This is a genomic window from Klebsiella sp. GL120222-02 (assembly GCF_003097195.1).
GTDB classification, from domain to species: Bacteria; Pseudomonadota; Gammaproteobacteria; order Enterobacterales; family Enterobacteriaceae; genus Klebsiella; species Klebsiella variicola.
This window is the reverse complement of record NZ_QEQO01000001.1, coordinates 124,199-139,646: the sequence shown is the minus strand read 5'-3', so window position 1 is coordinate 139,646 and position 15,448 is coordinate 124,199. Positions and strand designations below refer to the sequence as shown.

Sequence of the window (15,448 nt, the reverse complement as noted above, 5' to 3'; positions counted from 1 at the left end):
AAGATGAATCCGATGGAAGCGCGCTGTTTTCACTCGCCTTTTTCAGCGATTTTGTCCAATTCGATGCTTCTTTGAGCGAACGATCAAAAATAAGTGCGTTCAGGTAAAAAAAATATTCTCATCCCAAAAAACTTTGTGTAATACTTGTAACGCTACATGGAGATTAACTCAATCTAGAGGGTATTAATAATGAATCGTACTAAACTGGTACTGGGCGCGGTAATCCTGGGTTCTACTCTGCTGGCTGGTTGCTCCAGCAATGCTAAAATCGATCAGCTGTCTTCTGACGTTCAGACTCTGAACGCTAAAGTTGACCAGCTGAGCAACGACGTGAACGCAATCCGTTCCGACGTTCAGGCTGCTAAAGACGACGCAGCTCGCGCTAACCAGCGTCTGGACAACCAGGCTCACTCTTACCGTAAGTAAGAGTTCTGGTAATAAAAATGGCGCACTCTGTGCGCCATTTTTTTTGCCCTCAGCATGAGGGCTACTGGGTAAGCAGGCTGTTGTCTGACGGCGTGTTCTGCGCCGACAGCGTAGCTGGCGCACTCCCCGTCCCCGTGGACACCACCACCGGATATCCCGCCCTTCTCGACATCGCTTTTTTCAGCTGTGCATCATCGACCGCTTTATCCTCTGCGAAGGCGTGAAACGCCGCAGGCAGCGTGTAGGCGATGGTCCGGGTGTTTTCCCCTTCCGTCTGCGAAAGCGGCCTGTGGACCTCGACATAGCGTTTACCATCCGGTTCGACGGCAAACTTCACCGGCTGATTGATAATCCGTACCGGCGTCCCGGTTTTCACCTGGTTGAACAGCGCTTTGATGTCATCGGCGTTCATTCGCATACAGCCTGAGCTGACGCGTAAACCGACGCTGTCCGGCGCGTTGGTGCCATGAATCAGATATTCGCCGTAGCCATAGGCCAGACGCAGCGCGTAGCGCCCCAGCGGGTTGTACGGCCCGGCCGGGACCACCGCCGGTAACGTCACCCCTTTCTCCAGCGAACGCGCCCGAATGCCCGCGGTGGGCGTCCAGGTCGGGTTGGGGATCTTCTGCCCGATGCGGGTGGTCATCTCAGGCGTTTCCAGCCCTAACTGGCCGATACCCAGCGGATAGACCTGCACCTGATTCTCTCCCGGCGGGAAGTAATACAGCCGCAGTTCCGCAAGGTTGACGACAATCCCCTCTCGCGGTACGTCGGGGAGCAGCATCTGGGAGGGGATCAGGACCTGAGTACCAGGCTTCGGCTGCACCGGCGCGATGGTATCGTTGGCTTCGAGGATCAGCATCGCCGCGGTATCGAAATGGCGGGCGATCGCCTGCAGGTTGCGGTCTCCCTCCTGTACGGTCCAGTACTGGTTCTGGCCAATCAGCCGGCTGTTGGCGGGAGGAAGCGGGTAGTCGACGGCCCAGGCGGCCGAGGAGACGCCAAGCGCGCTGAGAAGGGCTAAGGTGATCATCGTTTTGCGTTTCATACTGAGATTCCTTCTTTCGCTGATAAAACGCCAGGAGACTGAACGGCGGCAGGAGCAGAACCCCTACCGGACGTAACAGAATGAAATCTACCTGTTTATTCTAGCTAATATTTGCGGCTTTCGCGCGGATCGCACGGATCATGGCTTCAAGCCCTTGCGAGCGGGAAGGTGTCAGGTGTTGGGTGAGCGCCATTTTTTCAAACCACGGGCGCACATCGAACTCGATGATATCCTGGGCGGTCATCCGATCATAAAGGATAAACACCACCGCAATCAGCCCTTTGACGATCGCCGCATCGCTGTCACCGCGCAGGGTGATAACGCCGGAGGGGTCCTGCGCCATCACAATCCACACCTGGCTTTGGCAGCCCTGAATAATGTTCTGCACGCTATGTTCTTCCGGGCTTAGCGGCGCCAGCCGCTGGCCCAGCTCAATGATATAGAGATACTTCTCTTCCCAGTTGGCGCAACGGCTAAAATTGCGCAACAGTTTGTCTTTGTCTGGTAGTGCCGCCATCGTCACGTCCTTTACCCTAATAATTTGTGGATCCGCTGCAGGCCGGCCACCAGGCGGTCCACCTCTTCCGTGGTATTGTACATCGCCAGCGAGGCCCGACACATAGCCGGTACCTGATACCGGGCCATCAGCGGCATGGCGCAGTGGTGCCCGGTTCGCACCGCGATACCGTAGTTGTCGAGGAAGCTGCCGACGTCATAGGCGTGATGCTGGCCGAGGTTAAAGGCGATCACCCCTTTGCGCTGCGCCGGCCCGTAGAGGATCAGATCCGGCACGGCGCGCAGAGCCTCCAGCGCATAGCGCATCAGGGTCTGCTCGTACTCCGCGATCTGCGTCAGCCCCAGTTGGCTGACGTAGGTCAGCGCCGCGCCGAGGCCAATGATCCCCCCGGTATTCGGCGTACCGGCCTCAAAGCGCCACGGCGCCCGGTTCCAGGTGGTGCCTTCCGTCAGGCTGACGGTGGCGATCATCGACCCGCCGCCTTCCCATGGCGCCATCGCCTGCAGTAGCTCGGAACGGCCATAGAGCACGCCGATCCCGGTCGGGCCATACAGCTTGTGTCCGGAGAAGACGTAGAAATCGCACCCCAGCGCCTGCACATCTACCGGGTGGTGCATCACCGCCTGGGCGCCATCCACCAGCACTTTCGCGCCATGCTGATGCGCAAGGGCAATCAGCGCCGCCAGCGGGTTTTCCGTCCCCAGCACGTTGGAGACCTCGGTTATCGCCAGCAGGCGGGTGCGCGGGTCAAACAGTCCCGGGACAACATCCAGTTGCAGTGTGCCGTCCGGGTTCAGGGGGATCACCCGCAGCTCAGCCCCGACGCGGGCACACAGCATCTGCCACGGCACAATGTTGGCGTGGTGCTCCATTTCGCTGATGATGATGTTATCCCCGGCGCCGACGTTGGCGTTTCCCCAGCTGTTGGCCACCAGGTTGATACCCTCGGTGGTGCCGCGGACGAACACCACTTCCTCCGCCGACCCGGCGTTAAGGAAGGTGGCCGCCTGCTGACGCACGGCTTCCATCCGCGCGGTGGCTTCCGCGCTGAGGGTATGGATGCCGCGGTGCACCGCCGCGTAGCCGTGGCGATAGAATTCCGCTTCGGCGCCGATCACCGCCTCCGGCTTCTGGGCACTGGCGGCGCTGTCGAGATAGGCCAGCGGCTGACCGTTGACCTCCCGGTTCAGTACCGGAAAATCGGCGCGAACCCGTTCTACTGAAAATGTCATACTGTGCCTCCCGGCAAACGCTGTCCAATCCGCGCCAGCACCTGCTCTCTGAGCGCGTCGCTGCGGATAGCCTCGGTGAGCTCGGCGGCGAAGGCGTAGAGGATCATCTGCTGCGCCGCCTGCTGTTCGATACCGCGCGAGCGCAGATAGAACAGCTGTTCTTCATCAATGCGCCCGACGGTCGCCCCGTGGCTGCATTTCACGTCATCGGCGTAAATCTCCAGCTGCGGTTTGGTATCGACCTCCGCCAGCCGCCCAAGCAGCAGATTGTTGTTGGTCATCTGGCCGTCGGTTTTCAGCGCGTGCGGCGCGACGTTGATCAGCCCGTTAAACACCGCCCGACCCTTATCGCTGACGATGGTTTTGTGCAGCTGGCGGCTGTTGCAGTAGCCGACCTGATGGTCGAGCCAGGTGCGGCTGTCGCAGACCTCATTTTTCACCGGCATCGCCAGCGAATTGAGGCGCAGGTTGCTGTTTTCACCGCCCAGGCGGGTGCTGGTGTGATGACGCAGCACCTGGCCGCCGAGCAGGAAACTGCTGCTGAAGGCCGAGGCGTCGCGGCCCAGCAGCAGGTCGTTATGGGCGAAGTGGTAGCTGAGCGCGTTCTCAAACGCCAGCTTGATATGCTGGAGGTGCGCGTTATCGGCCACCGTCATGGTCAGTCGCCCGCCGGTGAAGTGCGGCTGCTCATTGAGGCTCAGGTAATGTTCGACCACAGTCGCCTCCGCCCCGCTTTCCAGCGCCAGGTGATGGCGATAATGGGCGGTATTCAGCGCATCGCCGGCCAGACCGCGGGTGATATGCATCAGCAGCAGCGGCTTATCCAGGCGGCGGTTGCGCGGTACGCGAAGGCGGGTCACCGTCTGCGCCAGGCTTTCGGTCAGATGGAGAAACACCTCCGGATGCAAAGCATCCGGCAGATGCTGGCGTTGGTTATCGACGCTGACCTCCACGCCGCTGGCGGCGAGATCGTCGCTCAGCTCAGGATGATAGCGGCCATCGATAAACACCAGCCGCCAGGCGTCCAGCGGCAGCGCCAGCGCATCACGCTGTTCAGCGCTGAGCGATGCCCCCTCGTCGGCGACAAAGTGACCGTTGAGTAGCGCGTCCAGCGGGGTGTATTTCCAGTCCTCGTGCTTACGTGTCGGCAGCCCCAGGCGCAGCAGCTGCTGCAGATGCTGGGTGGCCTCCGCCGTACGCTGGCCGCCCTGCGCTTCAAACAGGTGGTGCCACTGCTGCAGCGCGTTACTGCTGTTCGGTAAGCCAGCCATAGCCCTGCTCCTCCAGCTGTTTGACGAGGGTGAAATCCCCCGACTTCACAATCCGCCCCTGATACAGAACATGGACGTAGTCCGGCTTGATATAGTCAAGAATGCGCTGATAATGGGTGACAATGATGAAGGCGCGTTTGCCGTCGCGTAGCGAGTTGACACCTTCCGAGACAATCTTCAGTGCATCAATATCCAGCCCGGAATCTGACTCATCAAGAATGCACAGCTCCGGCTCCAGCACCGCCATTTGCAGAATATCGTTACGCTTTTTCTCACCGCCGGAGAAGCCAACGTTCACCGAGCGGGTCAGCAGATCTGCCGGCATCTGCAGCAGCCTGATTTTCTCTTCCATCAGGTCCTGGAAGTCGAAGCGATCCAGCGGCTCCTGGCCGCGATAGTTGCGCACGGCATTCAGCGCGGTCTGCAGGAAGAATTGGTTGCTGACGCCGGGAATTTCCACCGGATACTGGAAGGCCATAAAGATACCTTCTCCGGCGCGATCTTCCGGGGCAAGTTCCAGCAAGTCTTTACCCTTAAATTCGACGCGGCCGCCGGTCACCTCGTAATCCTCACGCCCGGCCAGGGTGGCCGAAAGCGTACTTTTCCCCGAGCCGTTTGGCCCCATAATGGCGTGGACCTCCCCCGGGCGCACCTCAAGGTTCAGCCCGCGCAGGATCGCTTTATCTTCGACGGCGACGTGTAAATCTTGAATACTTAACATCTTTTTTCCTTAATTATCAGCCGACGCTATGTTCAAGGCTAATGGCCAGCAATTTTTGCGCTTCGACGGCGAACTCCAGCGGCAGTTCGGAGAAGACGTCTTTACAGAAACCGTTGACGATCATCGAGATGGCATCGTCTTCGCTGATCCCGCGCTGTAAACAGTAGAACAGCTGATCTTCGCCAATCCGCGAAGTGGTCGCTTCATGTTCCAGCTGGGCGCTGTTGTTGCGGCATTCCACATACGGGAAGGTATGCGCCCCGCAGTCCGGGCCGATCAGCATCGAATCGCACTGGGTGAAGTTGCGGGCGTTAGTCGCGGTCGGCATGATTTTGACCAGCCCGCGATAGCTGTTCTGGCTGTGTCCGGCGGAGATCCCTTTCGAGATGATGGTCGAGCGGGTGTTCTTGCCGATATGGATCATTTTGGTGCCGGTGTCCGCCTGCTGGTGACCACTGGTCAGCGCTACCGAGAAGAATTCGCCGATCGAGTTATCGCCGCGCAGAATGCAGCTAGGGTATTTCCAGGTGATGGCCGAGCCGGTTTCCGACTGGGTCCATGACATCTTGCTGTTCTCCCCTTCGCACAGCGCACGCTTAGTGACGAAGTTGAGAATGCCGCCGGTGTTGTTGTCGCCGGGGAACCAGTTCTGCACCGTGGAGTATTTCACTTCCGCATCTTTATGAATGATGACTTCAACGACCGCCGCATGCAGCTGATAGCTGTCGCGCACCGGCGCCGAGCAGCCCTCAATATAGCTGACGTAGCTGCCTTCATCGGCCACCAGAATGGTACGTTCAAACTGCCCGGTCTTTTCGGCGTTGATGCGGAAATAGGTCGACAGCTCCATCGGGCAGCGGACGCCCTTCGGCACATAAATAAAGGTGCCATCCGAGGCCACCGCGGCGTTCAGCGCGGCAAAGAAGTTGTCATTGCCTGGCACCACGGTGCCCAGATACTTTTTCACCAGTTCCGGATGGTCGTGGATCGCCTCGCCGAAAGAACAGAAGATGATCCCCTGCTCCGCCAGCTTTTCGCGGTAGGTGGTCGCCACCGACACGGAGTCGAATATGGCGTCCACCGCCACCTCGCGCCCTTCACGTACCGGCACGCCCAGCTGGTTAAAGGCTTCTTCCACCTCGCTGGTCAGGAAGGTGTTGGCCCCGGTCTGCTGCACCGCGCCCGGCTCTGAAGCGCAGGTCTCATCGCAGTTGCCGCAGGAGGGGGCGGAATAGTAGCTGTAGTCCTGATAATTCAGCTTATCGTAATGCGCCTTCAGCCAGTGCGGCTCCTCCATCTCCAGCCATGCCCGGAAAGCATTGAGCCGAAACTCCAGCATCCACTGCGGCTCATTGCGACGGGCGGAAATGGCCCGGACCACCTCTTCATTAATCCCTTTGGCCAGCTCATCGGTCTGCAGCCGGGTGAAAAAGCCCTCTTTATAATTGAGCGGGCCGCCGGTCCAGGTTTTGACATCGTCAGTTGCTTCAGTATTACGCGACATAGTTACTCCGCCTGCACCCCAAAACTTTCGCCACAGCCGCACTCGTGCTGCGCTTTCGGGTTATGAAATTTAAAGATTTCATTTAAACCTTCCCGGACGTAATCGAGCTCCGTGCCGTCAATGAACGGCATCGCCTGCAGCGGCGCCCACAGTTTCGCCCCGTCAGATTCAAAGAGCAGATCGTCGGCTGCCGGCTCGGCAATCATTTCGAGCACATAGCTAAAACCAGCGCAGCCGCTGGTTTTTATCCCCAGCCGCAGCCCTTTTTTGTCCGGTTGCTTGCGCATCAGATCGCGAATATGCGCGGCAGCGGCCGGCGTCATGGTCAGTCCCTGCCAGCTAAAATCGGCGGGATTAAAGGTTCCTGCTTGTACTTCCATCGATAGACCTCCAGGTTGGCGCCATCAAGGCATACCGCCATGTTAGTGATAATGATTATCACTTCAACCCATCTGCAGCAGGGGTATTGCCCCATTTAGCGCTTTTTATAAGCATAGACCCTCGCCCGGGGATTATCAGGGTGTGCAGGGTGAACTTAATCTTTTGATTTATAATATGTTATTCTGAAATCGTTCTATATTCGCACGCAATGGTAAAGATGTATCGAAAATACCGATTTATGCAATAGCAGATGACCCGGTTCCTGTTTATCGCACAGCCTGGAGAAGGAAAAGTGACAGTGTCACCTAAAGGCCAACAAGGCCGAGAAGGCGCAGGTCCGGTGGTCGGGATAAGAAAGCGCCAGTCCGTGACGCTTTCGGAAAGCAACAATCGCCGCTCGCCAGGCCGCGATCCAGGGAATGAAAACTGTGATGAAACGGGTAAATGGATTGCCAGGCAGGGTCGCGGTTGGCTAGGTGCCTTTTCTGACCAGGCGGGCGGCCTGAACAAAAACCTCATCTTCCACCCCGTCCCCCTTCTGTCTGCCCAGTCTCACCAGTTCATCCACGATACTCCCCTGATTAATCTGCTTCTGTGTAGCCACTAAGCTAATGACCGCCGCGCCGATGGCCATGCCAATCAATGCCGTTTGTTCATCTTTATCTTTCATGGTGTCGCTCCGTCTGTCCTCCAGAGAAAGGCTAGCAAAAGATACCACCAGCTCAATTTCAAATTCATCTTCTTTACACCTCCCGGAAAACGCAGGCGCCGCGCTGACCTCTCCTTCCCCCTGGTGGCGATGGCGCAAAGCGCTGCCGCCTCATACCGGGTCTTTATTTTGCCAGCTTCACGTTGCGCGGAAATAAATAAAAATAACGCGCGCGCCGAAGAGTAAAAAAAGGAAATAACAGCCTCAGCGATAAAACCAGATTATTCCAGCAGGGAATAGCTGGGATGCTAATATTTCATTTCCCCACCGGTTTTTAGAAGCCTATAGTTTTTTTGCCTGCAGAACATCCACTTAGGTTAAAAGACATAAGGACATAATAATGATTGTTTCAGCCCCCAGCGATTATCGCGAAGCCGCTCGTCGCCGTCTGCCCCGCTTCCTTTTCGATTATATTGACGGTGGCGCGGTGGCGGAAAATACCATGAACGCCAACGCCACCGAGCTTGCTTCGGTAGCCCTTCGCCAGCGCGTGCTGTGCGGGGCGGGCGAACCGACGCTGGCCACCACGATCCTTGATGCCTCATGGGCGATGCCCGTGGCGCTGGGGCCGGTCGGCGCCACCGGGATGTACGCCCGCCGCGGCGAAGTTCAGGCGGCCCGCGCCGCCTCCCGCGCCGGGATCCCGTACACCCTGTCCACGGTGTCGGTCTGCTCCATTGAAGAGGTGGCGAGCCAGGCCAGCGGCGCACTCTGGTCCCAGCTGTACGTGCTGAAAGATCGCGGCTACATGCGTAATGCGCTGGAGCGCGCGTGGGCCGCCGGCATGAAAACCCTGGTATTCACCGTCGATATGCCGATCCCCGGCTCGCGGTATCGGGATAATCGATCAGGCATGTCCGGGCCGCACGCCACCCTGCGACAGTATCTCCAGGCCTGTACTCATCCACGCTGGGCAATGAACGTCGGGCTGGCGGGCAGGCCCCTGTCGTTCGGTAATATAGAAGCCTACACCGGCCACAAAATGACCATGGACGACTACATGGGGTTCATCAGCAACAACTTCGACCCGTCCATCGCCTGGCACGATCTGGAGTGGATCCGCGACAGCTGGCAAGGGAAATTAATCATCAAAGGGATCCTCGATGCCGACGATGCGCGCAATGCCGTGCGCCTCGGCGCCGATGGCATTGTGGTGTCGAATCATGGCGGCAGACAGCTCGATGGCGCCATCCCCACTGCCCGGGCGCTACCAAGGGTGGTGGATGCGGTCGGCGACGATCTGACGGTACTTGCTGATTCCGGGGTGCGCTCCGGCGTGGACGTCATTCGCCTGCTGGCCCTCGGCGCGAAGGGCGTGCTGCTCGGGCGGGCCTATATTTATGCCCTGGCCGCGGCGGGCGAAGCGGGCGTGGCGCATCTGCTGCACTTATTTGCCGAGGATATGAAGGTCACCATGACCCTCACCGGCGCGACCTCGCCATCGGCCATCAGCCTCGATTGCCTTGACCGCCTTGAACAGGATCAACATCGCACTCATGCGGTGCCGGTATCCTTACCCGCCTGACGCTGCCCAGGGCCGGGCCTGACCGCGTTTATCGGCCAGGTCCGGCAAGAGGGAATTACCCCTGCGGGTGCAGCGCCGGGTGTTGCACTGCGTCAGCCGGGGGCTGAGGTCGGATGCGGAACCAGATCGCGTACATGGCCGGCAGGAAAATAAGGGTCATGATGGTTCCCCCCAGCGTCCCGCCAATCAGCGTATAGGCGAGCGTTCCCCAGAAGACCGAATGGGTGAGCGGAATGAACGCCAGGATCGCCGCCAGCGCGGTCAGCAGAACCGGGCGGGCGCGCTGTACTGTCGCCTCCACCACCGCGTGGAACGGATCGAGCCCTGCCTGTTCGTTATGGTGGATTTGGCCAATCAGGATCAGCGTATTGCGCATCAGGATCCCCGACAGGGCGATCAGGCCCACAAGAGCATTGATGCCAAACGGCTGATTGAACAGCAGCAGTGTCGGCACCACGCCAATCAGCCCCAGCGGCGCGGTCAGGAAAACCATGACCATCGCCGACAGCGAACGCACCTGCAGGATAATGATCAGCAGCGTGAGGGCGATCATGATGGGAAATAACGGCACCATCGCCCGCGTGGCTTTGCCTGACTCCTCGATCGACCCCGCCGTCTCGATGCGATACCCCGGCGGCAGCGAGTCGATAATGGGCTGCAGCGATTTCATCAGCGCGGTGGAGACATCCGGCGGCTGCAGGTTATCCGCGACATCTCCGCGGACGGTGATGGTCGGCGTGCGATCGCGACGGCGAAGCAGCGGGTCCTCCATTCTGATCGACACGTCGCCAATCTGTGATAAGGGAACCCGCTGCCCGCCGCTGCCCACCAGGGTGAAGTCGGCGATTTTCGCCGGATCCAGACGGATATCGCCCGCCGCGCGGCCGATGACCTGCACGGCGCGAATATCTTCCCGAACGGTGGTGATGGGGATCCCTGACAGCAGGAACTGCAGCTGCTGGGCGACGGACTGGGAGCTGAGTCCGCTCGCCTGCAGCCGGTCCTGATTGAGGCTGAAATGCATCACCGGCACCCGCGAACCCCAGTCGCTATTGACGGTGCGCATCAGCGGACTGGTCTGCAGCACCGATTTAACCCGTTCGGCGATGTCGAGCAAGGTGTGCGGATCGGGCCCCATCACCCGCCAGGCAACCGGATAGGGCGAATAAGGGCCAAAGACCAGCTGAGTGACGCGCACCCGCGCTTCCGGCGCCAGGCCATTGGCCACAGCCTCCCGCAGCCGCCGCTTGAGCGCCTCGCGGGCGTCCTGACCGTCGGTCAACACCACCAGTTTGGCAAAGGAGGGATCGGGCAACTCCGGGGCCATCGCCAGGTAAAAGCGCGGCGCGCCCTGGCCAATATAGCTGGTGACAATCTTCGCCTCCGGCTGCTGCTGCAGCCAGTGCTCAATTTTCGCCGTCGCGGCGCTGGTCTGGATAATCGACGACCCGTAAGGCATCTGTACTTCAACCAGTACTTCCGGACGATCGGAGGTGGGGAAAAACTGCTTTTTCACCGCGCTCATTCCCAGTATCGCCACCATAAACAGCACCACCACGCTGGCGGCCACGCGCCATTTGCGGGCGATAACCCGGGTCAGCAGCCGACGGAAACGCTGATAGCGTGGGGTGTCATACAGCGCGGCGTGGCCTGCCGCCGCGGGCTTTCTGTCCGGCAACAGGTGCACCCCCAGCCAGGGGGTAAAAATCACCGCCACAATCCAGGAGGCAATCAGCGCGATACCGACGATCCAGAACACGTTGCTGGCGTACTCCCCGGCGGTGGACTGCGCAAATCCATTGGGCATAAAGCCCACGGCCGTCACCAGGGTACCGGCCAGCATGGGCGCCGCGGTATGGCTCCAGGCATAGGCGGAGGCTTTGAGGCGGTCGTACCCCTCCTCCATTTTGACCACCATCATTTCGATGGCAATGATGGCATCATCCACCAGCAGGCCCAGGGCGAGGATCAGCGAGCCGAGAGTGATGCGGTCGAAGTTTTTGCCGGTCGCCTCCATTACCACAAACACCACGGCCAGGGTTAAAGGCACCGCCGCCGCGACCACCACCCCCACGCGCCACCCCATGCTGACAAAGCACACCGCCATCACCACCAGCAGGGCGACAAAGAATTTGATCATGAACTCATCGACTGCGGCGCTGATATTCACCGACTGATCGGTCACTTTGGTCAACGACATGCCGAGCGGCAGGCTCTGATTGATGCTGGCCGTTTCGGCGTCCAGCGCTTTCCCCAGCGCCAGACCATTCCAGCCCTCGCGCATCACCACCCCCAGCAGCAGCGCCGGTTCGCCCTGATTGCGGATCAGGAAGGTCGCGGGATCTTCATACCCTCGCTCAACCGTGGCGACATCGGCCAGTTTCAGCGTTCTGCCCCCGGCAATAATCGGCGTGTCGCGGATCTGCTGCAGGCGGTCGAACGCCCCGTCGAGGCGGATAAAGATCTGCCCGCCCCGGGTCTCAATGGCCCCGGCGGCGGTCAGCACATTCTGGCTGTTCAGCGCGGCAAAAATCGCCTCTGGCGAAAGGCCCAGGGTGGCGAGACGATCATGAGAAAAGGAGAGATAAATGCGCTCCGCCTGTTCGCCGAGGATATTCACTTTTTTCACCCCGGGTACATGCAGCAGCTGCTGGCGCAGGGCTTCAGCGTCACGCACCAGCTGCCGCGGCGGCTCTCCCCGCGCTTTCAGAGCAAAGAGGGCAAAGGTGACATCGGCGAATTCGTCATTCATCATCGGGCCGGAGACGCCGGCAGGCAGGTTTTTCGCCTCATCCCCGAGCTTTTTGCGCGCCTGATAAAACTGCTCCGGCACCTCGGACGGCGGGGTCTGATCCTGCAGCGATAACGTGATCAACGCCATACCAGGGCGGGTATAGGTCTCCGTGCGATCGTACCACTTCAGCTCCTGGAGCCGTTTTTCCAGCGGCTCGGCGACCTGATCCTGCATCTCCTGCGCGGTGGCGCCGGGCCAGACGGTAATGACCGTCATTTGCTTGACCGTGAAGGGCGGATCTTCCGCCCGCCCGAGTCCGAAGAACGCCACCAGCCCGGCGACGGAGATGAGGATAATCAAAAACAGGGTCACCGACCGCTCGCGGACGGCCAGCGCGGAGAGATTAAAACGCCCGGCGCTCATGGCTGGCTCCCGGCGGCATTATGCTCGCGTCGTTCCGCCAGACGCACCGCCTCGCCCTGGTGCAGAAGATGGGCGCCCAGGGCGACGATGGGCTCGCCGGGCTTCAGCGGGCCGGTCACCCGCGCCGTTTCATCATTCAGGCCGAGCACGGTCACCGGTTGCCAGGAGACGGTGGCCGGACGCGAGGCAATGCGCCAGACGCCAGGGCCGTTGCCCGGATCGTAGACCGACGCCAGGGGCACCTCCAGCACCTGGCCTGGCGCCTGGTCGCTGCCGATACGCAGGGTCACGGTAGACCCCAGCGGCGCATTCGCCAGCGCCCCGTTCAGCACATAGCGCGCTTCAAAGGTGCGGGTGGTGGCGTCAGCCGCGTCCGAAAGCAGTCGCAGGGTCGCCGTGACCGGCTGAGATTCGCTGCCATAGCGTGTCGCCAGCGCCTCGCTGCCGACCGCCGGGCGCAGCGTCTCCGGAAGCTGCACCCGCGCTTCGCGCTGCCCCGCCCGCGCCAGGCGGATCACCACCTGTCCGGCGCTGACCACCTGCCCCGGTTCGGCAAGCGTTTCCACCACCACGCCGTCAGCGTCCGCCAGCAGTCCGGCATAGCCGGTGGCGTTTTGCGCCACATTGGCCTGCGCCTGGGCCGCGCTCAGGTCGGCTCTCGCCGCCTCTGCCGCTGCGTTAATCTGGTCGAATTCCGCGGCCGAGACGGCGCCGCTCGCCACCAGGCCGCGATAGCGGGCCAGATCGTTGGTCGCCTTTTTGGCTCGCGCCCGCGCGGCATCCACGGCCCGCTGTTGAGACTGCGCCTGCAAGGTTAAATCAGCCGGATCCAGACGCAGCAGCAGTTGACCGCGCTTGACGCTCTGCCCGGTCTCCACCAGCCGGGCAAGGATTTTTCCCGATACCCGGAAGCCGAGATCGCTTTGGGTACGAGCGACCACCACGCCGGTAAAGGCCCGCGAGCTGGCCTCCGCGCGCTCGACGGTCGCCACCCGGACCAGCGGCGGCCGGGTGCGGGGATCGTCATGATCGGCAGGTTCGCCGCAGCCCGCGAGGGCCAGCGGCAGGAGGCAGACGGCAAGATGGACGGCATTGAGCCTGAGCATGGGTCACCTTAATGAAAAGACCGGACAGTGACCGCATTCTCAGACTAGTGACCAATAAAGTCAATAGTCACCAATCAGGGGGAGAGACTTCTCAGGATCAGGGAGGCAAGCAGCACCGCCGCGGTGGGCGCGGTGTCGAGATTGTATTGCAACTGCACCGGGTTGATGAAAGGACACATCACCATATAGACCGCCAGGGTTGCCTCATCCAGCGGGGTTTTGCGCTCGAACTCACCCGCCTGGCGGCCTTCGACAAGGATTTGACCAATCAGCTGCTGCAGATGACCGGCATACTGTTCCGTTGAAGGCCATCTATCGCGCGCTGCGACGGCGGCGATGTCGTACAGTTTGCGATCCTCAAAAAACAGTTCACTGCCGGCCTCGGTCAGTGCCCGGAACAGGCGGCGCAGTTTCTCGCTGGCGGACGGCGCATCGGCGATAGCCGCGCTGACGGCCACCATGATCTTCTCCAGCCGGCTGGCGCAAATCGCCTCGCCAATCGCCTGCTTGGAGTCAAAGAATTTATAGATATAGGCTTTGGAAAAGCCTATCGCTTTGGCGAGATCGGTGACCGTCGTTTTCTCATAGCCATAGCGACTAAAGTGCGCCATGGCCGCGTCAAGAATCTGGTCCCGAACGCTGTGGTCATGGGGACCACGGCTTGCAGGGGTGGGGGTATTTTTCGTCATCCGTTTAGCTTAATGCGATCGCTATCGTTTGACAACGAGTGACGTTATTATGATTTGGTCACAATAACACCCCGCTCTGTGATCCTCTTGCCGCGTTACGCCTCACCCGCCTCTTGGTTTATCGCGCCGGCGGGCAGACAACCCATGCCTTGCAGCGTCTGAAGCACCGCGCTGTCGAGTGGGGTATGCGGCTCCGCACCTAAAAAATCAACCAGTTTATCGTTGCGCAGGCGTACCGGCAGACGCCAGAGATAGTGCATCTCGACCATTTCCCGCAGGGTGGCGTTAAAGGGCGCCGCCAGCTTTACCAGCCACCAGGGAAAAGACTTCACTGCCGCTCGGCCGCCATAGCGGGCGACCACCCGCTGGATCGCCTGACTCATTTCGCTGCCGTCCGGGTCCCAGTGGCCCTGCATATGAAAGCGAGCAAACGGCTCAAGCTCATGCCTGCGGGCCAGCAGCGCGGCGATGGTGTCGGCGACGTCGGGCAGATAAGCCCACTGATGCCCGACGCCGATCGCCCCCGGGCGGCTAATGACGCGGGGAAGCTGACCAGGCTTGACCAGCCCCTGAGAAAACCAGTTATTTCCGGCGCGTGGACCAAAAAAATCGCCCGCCCGAACAATCAACGCCCGGCCACCACGCTGCACGTAATCCTCCAGCGCCTGCTCCATCTCCACCCGAATAGCGCCTTTACGGGTCACCGGTTGCTGAGGGGCCGCTTCAGCAATCAGCGGAAAGGCATCCGGTCCATAGTTATAGACCGTGCCGGGCAGGACAACTAACGCCCGCTGTTGTTCGGCGGCCTGCAGGGTGTTGTGCAGCATGGGCAGTACCTGCTGCCGCCAGTGCCGGTAGCCCGGCGGATTGACCGCATGGACGATAACGTCGCAACCGGCAGCCGCCGCCGCAACCTGCCCGGCATTCAGCGCGTCGCCGGCTATCCACTGCATGCCATCTGCGGGACCGCGAATCTGAGCGCCGCGCTTCAGCGCCCGAACCTGCCAGTTGTCCGCCACCAGCCGGCGCGCCACTTCCCCGCCAATCCCCCCGCTTGCTCCCAGAATAAGTACTTTGCCGCTGCTGTTCATCCTCTTTCCCCGTTCACTAATGGATGCTTGACAGCCTACCTGCCGCTCATATCAAATGAAATTGCATACCA

The 15,448-nt window shown here is 60.4% G+C and carries 14 protein-coding genes; 2 read left to right on the top strand and 12 right to left on the bottom strand.

All coding sequences use genetic code 11. From position 1 onward, the window contains the following. The first annotated feature begins 189 nt into the window (after nucleotides 1–189). Nucleotides 190–426 (top strand): major outer membrane lipoprotein, encoded by a 237-nt coding sequence (locus tag N438_RS00660; RefSeq protein ID WP_007374746.1) that lies wholly within the window; start codon nucleotides 190–192, stop codon nucleotides 424–426. A gap of 61 nt (nucleotides 427–487) precedes the next feature. On the opposite strand, the gene N438_RS00655 is transcribed toward N438_RS00660, so the two are convergent. The 8 genes from N438_RS00655 to N438_RS00620 all read right to left on the bottom strand — a co-directional run bounded on the left by N438_RS00655 (nucleotide 488) and on the right by N438_RS00620 (nucleotide 7,770). After that, nucleotides 488–1,474, bottom strand: coding sequence for a L,D-transpeptidase family protein (locus N438_RS00655; RefSeq protein ID WP_032754677.1), 987 nt, complete (start codon nucleotides 1,472–1,474; stop codon nucleotides 488–490). 100 nt (nucleotides 1,475–1,574) lie between these two features. Next, nucleotides 1,575–1,991: a cysteine desulfuration protein SufE gene (sufE, locus tag N438_RS00650; RefSeq protein WP_008804468.1), complete on the bottom strand. Its 417-nt coding sequence runs from the start codon at nucleotides 1,989–1,991 to the stop codon at nucleotides 1,575–1,577. Between the two features lie 11 nt (nucleotides 1,992–2,002). Then, nucleotides 2,003–3,223 (bottom strand): cysteine desulfurase SufS, encoded by a 1,221-nt coding sequence (sufS, locus tag N438_RS00645; RefSeq protein ID WP_008804467.1) that lies wholly within the window; start codon nucleotides 3,221–3,223, stop codon nucleotides 2,003–2,005. Continuing rightward, the gene (gene sufD / locus N438_RS00640) at nucleotides 3,220–4,494 is read right to left on the bottom strand and encodes a Fe-S cluster assembly protein SufD (RefSeq protein ID WP_012541393.1); all 1,275 of its coding nucleotides are present in this window, start codon (nucleotides 4,492–4,494) and stop codon (nucleotides 3,220–3,222) included. Before sufD ends, sufS begins: the two co-directional genes overlap by 4 nt. Beyond that, nucleotides 4,469–5,215: a Fe-S cluster assembly ATPase SufC gene (gene sufC / locus N438_RS00635; protein WP_004184415.1), complete on the bottom strand. Its 747-nt coding sequence runs from the start codon at nucleotides 5,213–5,215 to the stop codon at nucleotides 4,469–4,471. Before sufC ends, sufD begins: the two co-directional genes overlap by 26 nt. Before the next feature lie 16 nt (nucleotides 5,216–5,231). Further along, complete coding sequence (gene sufB, locus N438_RS00630) at nucleotides 5,232–6,719, bottom strand: Fe-S cluster assembly protein SufB (RefSeq protein WP_008804465.1); 1,488 nt, start codon at nucleotides 6,717–6,719, stop codon at nucleotides 5,232–5,234. A 2-nt stretch (nucleotides 6,720–6,721) separates the two neighbouring features. Further along, nucleotides 6,722–7,099 (bottom strand): Fe-S cluster assembly scaffold SufA, encoded by a 378-nt coding sequence (gene sufA, locus N438_RS00625; RefSeq protein WP_116696014.1) that lies wholly within the window; start codon nucleotides 7,097–7,099, stop codon nucleotides 6,722–6,724. Nucleotides 7,100–7,572: 473 nt separating this feature from the next. After that, complete coding sequence (locus N438_RS00620; RefSeq protein ID WP_004203090.1) at nucleotides 7,573–7,770, bottom strand: hypothetical protein; 198 nt, start codon at nucleotides 7,768–7,770, stop codon at nucleotides 7,573–7,575. A gap of 379 nt (nucleotides 7,771–8,149) precedes the next feature. Between N438_RS00620 and lldD the strand changes: the two genes are divergently transcribed. Continuing rightward, a complete protein-coding gene (gene lldD, locus N438_RS00610; protein WP_032735928.1) occupies nucleotides 8,150–9,334 on the top strand; it encodes an FMN-dependent L-lactate dehydrogenase LldD in 1,185 nt (394 codons plus the stop codon). 55 nt (nucleotides 9,335–9,389) lie between these two features. On the opposite strand, the gene N438_RS00605 is transcribed toward lldD, so the two are convergent. From N438_RS00605 to N438_RS00590, 4 genes are all read right to left on the bottom strand, one after another. Next, the gene (locus tag N438_RS00605) at nucleotides 9,390–12,491 is read right to left on the bottom strand and encodes an efflux RND transporter permease subunit (RefSeq protein WP_032735929.1); all 3,102 of its coding nucleotides are present in this window, start codon (nucleotides 12,489–12,491) and stop codon (nucleotides 9,390–9,392) included. Next, a complete protein-coding gene (locus N438_RS00600; protein WP_032735930.1) occupies nucleotides 12,488–13,597 on the bottom strand; it encodes an efflux RND transporter periplasmic adaptor subunit in 1,110 nt (369 codons plus the stop codon). Before N438_RS00600 ends, N438_RS00605 begins: the two co-directional genes overlap by 4 nt. A gap of 74 nt (nucleotides 13,598–13,671) precedes the next feature. Then, nucleotides 13,672–14,286, bottom strand: a complete 615-nt coding sequence (locus N438_RS00595) for a TetR/AcrR family transcriptional regulator (protein WP_012541387.1) — start codon at nucleotides 14,284–14,286, stop codon at nucleotides 13,672–13,674. Between the two features lie 95 nt (nucleotides 14,287–14,381). Further along, a complete protein-coding gene (locus N438_RS00590) occupies nucleotides 14,382–15,377 on the bottom strand; it encodes an NAD-dependent epimerase/dehydratase family protein (protein ID WP_032741148.1) in 996 nt (331 codons plus the stop codon). Nucleotides 15,378–15,448 lie beyond the last annotated feature (71 nt).